Source organism: Mesorhizobium sp. M1A.F.Ca.IN.020.06.1.1 (assembly GCF_004023265.1).
In the GTDB taxonomy this organism is placed as follows: Bacteria; Pseudomonadota; Alphaproteobacteria; order Rhizobiales; family Rhizobiaceae; genus Mesorhizobium.
In genome coordinates this window covers 1-4,588 of sequence record NZ_RZSR01000464.1, presented here as the reverse complement: position 1 = coordinate 4,588, position 4,588 = coordinate 1, and the positions used below count along the sequence as shown (strand labels likewise).

At 57.1% G+C, this 4,588-nt stretch carries 5 protein-coding genes; all 5 read left to right on the top strand.

The window, feature by feature from the left end; genetic code table 11:
• Nucleotides 1-503 (top strand): hypothetical protein (locus tag EOA60_RS37695; protein ID WP_164899416.1); only part of this gene is annotated, 503 nt, incomplete at its 5' end.
• A gap of 40 nt (nt 504-543) precedes the next feature.
• The gene (gene sctB, locus EOA60_RS19815; RefSeq protein WP_128311768.1) at nt 544-1,599 is read left to right on the top strand and encodes a type III secretion system translocon subunit SctB; all 1,056 of its coding nucleotides are present in this window, start codon (nt 544-546) and stop codon (nt 1,597-1,599) included.
• Nucleotides 1,600-1,636: 37 nt separating this feature from the next.
• Entirely contained in the window at nt 1,637-2,170 is a 534-nt protein-coding gene (locus tag EOA60_RS19810) for a hypothetical protein (RefSeq protein WP_127335566.1), read from the top strand.
• Between the two features lie 284 nt (nt 2,171-2,454).
• Nucleotides 2,455-2,907, top strand: a complete 453-nt coding sequence (gene sctE / locus EOA60_RS19805; protein ID WP_127335567.1) for a type III secretion system translocon subunit SctE — start codon at nt 2,455-2,457, stop codon at nt 2,905-2,907.
• Between the two features lie 434 nt (nt 2,908-3,341).
• On the top strand, nt 3,342-4,588 hold a 1,247-nt coding region (locus EOA60_RS19800), incomplete at its 3' end, for a secretin N-terminal domain-containing protein (protein WP_206628172.1).

The following is a 4,588-nucleotide window of genomic DNA, read 5'->3' as shown; positions in this document are numbered from 1 at the left end:
AGATGACGCAGGCCATTGCGAAGAGCCTCATCGAAGATCACGGGATGGCGGAGAATCAGGCCAACTGGTTGGCCACCTTCACTACGATCTCCATCGTCCTTGCTTGTTCGCTGGCTAGTTTGGGCACGGGTGCCGTGTCTGGTGGGGCGAGCGCGGCGGCAAGCATCGCCACGAAGATCACCAGCCAGACCACTCAGGTAGTGAAGATTGTTATAGGAAGTCAGCTAATTGCGACAGCGGCTCGCGCGGGCGAAGTCACCGCTTCGCTAGCCGCGGCCTCGGCAGGGATCGCGAGCGGAATCCAGAAGAAGCAGGCGACGGACGCCCAGGCAGAGACATTGGACATCAGGAAATTCCTCGCCAGGCTGGCGGAGCTTCAAGAGGATGAGATCTCGCGCATCCGAGAGTTGATCGGCGGCATGAACACCATGACGCAAAGAGTTGTCGATGCGATCGAGGAGCAGAGCAGAGCCGCCTCAACTGTCATACGGCATTTCGCCTGACGGCCATCATAGCTGTCCAATGCCTACTAGGAGAGTATGCATGCTAAACAGTATCGAACAAACAAACCGCGTTTGCGGCCACCATCTGTCGGGCGGTGCCGTGCAAGAACAGCCCTTCTCGCCCATGCCCGCGACGTCTAATGGCATTAGTATGAGTGACGGCGAAGCCGTATCAACGCCGGCCGATCCCCGAAAATTGGCATCTGTGGGTTCGCCAACACTTGGAAACATCGCCGTGCAAAAGAATGTTGCGGAAACTGCCCTGGGAGCACGGCTCGTCTCAGTTGACATACATGCAGTTGGCGCGTTGCTGCACAGGCTCAATCTGGAGTTGCGCAACTCTGCGAGATTGGACCGGCAGGCTGCGCGTGACAGTGACATCGCGGCGCAGGACGCCGCTGCCAAGGCCCTTCGCGCTTCTGGGCTATTACAACTGGTCGGCACCCTCCTAACCTCCACCTTCGCAATAGCCGGTGCGGGCGCTAGCCTCAAGGGTGCGAGCAAAGCACAGGCACGATTCGATGAGGAGATCGGCGGTTTGAAGTCCTCCGACTCCGAGGTGAGCACTAAGGCCGAGCTATGCGAGCCGGCTCCTAAGCTGGCCACCGAGAATCCCCCCCTCGTTGACGAGGCGGGCACTAGCCTCAAGGGTGCGAGCAAAGCACAGGCACGATTCGATGAGGAGATCGAGGAGATCGGCGGTTTGAAGTCCTCCGACTCCGAGGTGAGCACTAAGGCCGAGCTAAGCGAGCCGGCTCCTAAGCTGGCCACCGAGACTCCGTCGCCCGTTGACGAGGCTAGGATCTATAGAGCGAACCAAGTCGCTCAAGAAGCGACGATGACTTGGAGCGGCGTTTCCACGGGCATAACCGAGGTCGGCAAGATCGGAGGTGCCGGCTCAAATATGGGGGCGACGATTGAGCAGCAGAAACAGGCAGAGCTGGAAGCGGAGGCGACCAAGATGCACTCTCGCGCCGACGATGAAAGTGAATTCAAGTCCTCATATGAAACGATGATCCAGGATGTCCTGCAGACGCTTTCCGAAGTGAGACGCGCGGACGCTGAAACGAGGAGTAAAATCGCCAACATGGGATGAGAGTTGCAGTCAAGCCTGCACCGGAAAGGGAATAGGAATGCTGATCACTAGCATCCAGGGTCAATCTAATTTAGCAACCAGCAATGTGTTAAATATCCCTGGGGATGGAGGCGACTTGTTCGCGTCGGCGTTGCTGCTCCAGATAGAACGGTATAATAATCTCGAGGTTCAGGTTAGAGACGAATTCGACGAAATGCAGACGCGGAACGATTGGCTGAAAAACGCCAACTCCGCTCTGGCCGCGCTGCGCGCCAACCGGCCCAATGACGACAAGGCATTTCATGGGTATGGCGCGTTTGTGGACGCACAAGGCAAGACCCAAGGTGTCTTTCCGTGGATGGTCGATAACGGCATCGCTATCGCCCGCGATGGAGCCGGTTGTCAGGCGGATTTCGACGGTGCCATTTCAAATTTAAAGGCCCGCATCGATACCGTCAATAGCGAGTCGCAGATGGCGCTGATACGCCTGCAGTCCCTGATGGACAAACTAAATCAGTGCATTGAATTCGCGACCAATTTGTTGAGCAAGGACAACAAATCAAAGGAGAACATCCTCGCCAATATCAGGTAAAGAGCCCAGAACATTGGCCGATTGCGTTGTTGAAATACTTACGTCGACCTGCGATTCTATGTGTTATTGTTTGTGTCATGTAGGGTGAGTGGCTTGCTATTGCAGATACCGTTATCTGTTTACTGTTGTCTCTAGACGAATGGTCGGGCAGTGGTAATGAAATTCCATGTGGTGACTAATGGTTACGGGCGCAACGCCTTCTGGCTCGTGATATCCCAAAGAATCTCGAAATCGTGGGGCATTCCGTATCTTCTCGATGAGCCATTCCTGCCTCCGGCACTGGAGTGAACTGCAAAAAGCAGGAGAACGAGAAGATCGGCCGAAACATTGCCGACGCGGCCGAGAAGTTGAGGAAGGCGAAGAAAACTTCGAGTGTCATGAGGATATTTGGATGGATTGCAGTCGCGCTGACAACGGTGGCGGCAGCGATCACCGGCGGCGTTCTCGCCTTTTCGACGGCAGCATTGGCAGTCGCCGTCGGGACCCTGACCGAGACGGGCATCATCGACAAGATGACGCAGGCCATTGCGAAGAGCCGGGATGGCGGAGAATCAGGCCAAGTGGTTGGCCACTTTCAATACGATCTCCATCGTCCTTGCTTGTTCGCTGGCCACTTTGGGTATTCGAGGTCGGCAAGATCGGAGGCGCCGGCTCAAACAGGGGGGACGACGATTAAGCAGGAGAACCAGGTAAAGCTGGAAGCGGAGGCCACCAAGATGCGCTCTCGCGCGAGGTGAGAGTGAATTCAAGTCCTCATATGAAACGATGCTCAAGGATGTTCTTGAAACGCTTTCCGAAGTGAGACGCGGACGATGAGACGAGGAGCAGAATCGCCAGCACAAGATGTTGACAGCGATCTCCAATCTCAAGGCGCGGATCGATACCGTAAATAGCGATTCGCGGATGGCGCTGTTTCGCTTCTGGATATTGTCAACTACAGGCTGAACTGATGGCTATTGCGGGCAGCAATACGTTATTGCTTTCTCTCCTATGTCTACTGTTGTCTCTAGCGGGATGCTCCGCCAGAAGCGCGACTGCCGAGCGCGGGATTTTGCTGAATTCGCCCTCCTTCGTTCAGCCGGGCTCCGGGTCTCTGCGAGAAACTCCAGGACCACAAACTAAAGGCTTTGAGATGCTGGGGCAAAGGCAAGCGCAACCAGTTCCAGCGACAGTGGAACGGAAGCTGCCGGTGGTGTCCGATACAAAGCGCGTCAGCTTCGACTATACCAGTGCCGACATTCGCCAGGTGGTGCAGGATATCGTGGGCGACGTCATGGGCATGCCCGTTATCGTCGATCCTGGCGTTGGAGGGAAAATGACCCTTCATACAGCCGGCCCAGTGGCCGCGAGTGAGGTTCCGCGGCTGCTTGACAGAGCACTGGCGCCGTACGGCTATGGACTGGCAGCAGGTGATCAAGGTGTTCGGGTGGGGCGCTTGATCGACCTCGCCGGCGGCATGCAGAGCAACGTTCAAGTTATTCCTGTACGGTATGTCGATCCGGCTGAGGTCATCGGGGTAATCCGACCTAACTTGGAGGAGGGTGTGCGCCTCACGCCAGCGCCCGGAGGGGGGGGCATTGTTGTCAGTGGGCCGCCGGGATCCGTGAGTTCTGTGCAGGAATTGGTCGGCCTTTTTGACACCGACGTCATGCTTCACAAGTCATTCGCGCTATATACGCTGTCTGAGGCGAGCCCGGCCGACGTTGAGCGAGAACTCAGCTTGTTGTTTGCGCAGAAGGGCGGAGAGAGAGGGCCTGTCCAATTTGCTGCGCTAGAGCGACTGAATGGTATCCTTGTTGTGGCAGAAGACCGTGCAACTCTCAAGCAAGTCCGCCAGGCGATCGTCAAACTGGATAGTGCGTCTGAGGCGTCGGCAAACATCCACGTGCATCCGCTGCAGTACCGTCGGGCTTCGGAAGCGGCGCATGTGCTGGCGCAAACCTTCGGCGCTGAGGCGCCCAGTGCTGCCCCGCGCGCACAGCCCATGGGAACGTTCGGAAACCCGGCGGCGGGAAGCGGCGCATCCAATCCAGCCAGCCTGCCGGTCAACGTGTCAACTTTGCCAGCCGAAATCCCAGATGGGACCGTCTCGAGAACGCTTCCTGCGGACGAAACGGTGATATCAGCAAAGCGTCTCGGCCTCTCGGCGCCGGTGCAGATCCAAGCGGACCCCGGACAGAACGCGCTCGTGGTACTCGCAGCACCGCACGATTCCAAGATCGTGGAGGCCGCGATCCGTCAACTCGATGTCAAGCCGCGACAGGTCCTCATCCAAGCCATTGTCGCCGAGGTGCGGCTGAATGATGGTCTGCGTTACGGCGTGGACTATCTTCTCTCAACCAGGGGCTTGGGCGCAGTTCAAAATGGTTTGTCGTATGTGTTTCCAAGCACGGACGTCAACATCGTGTTACATGGGCT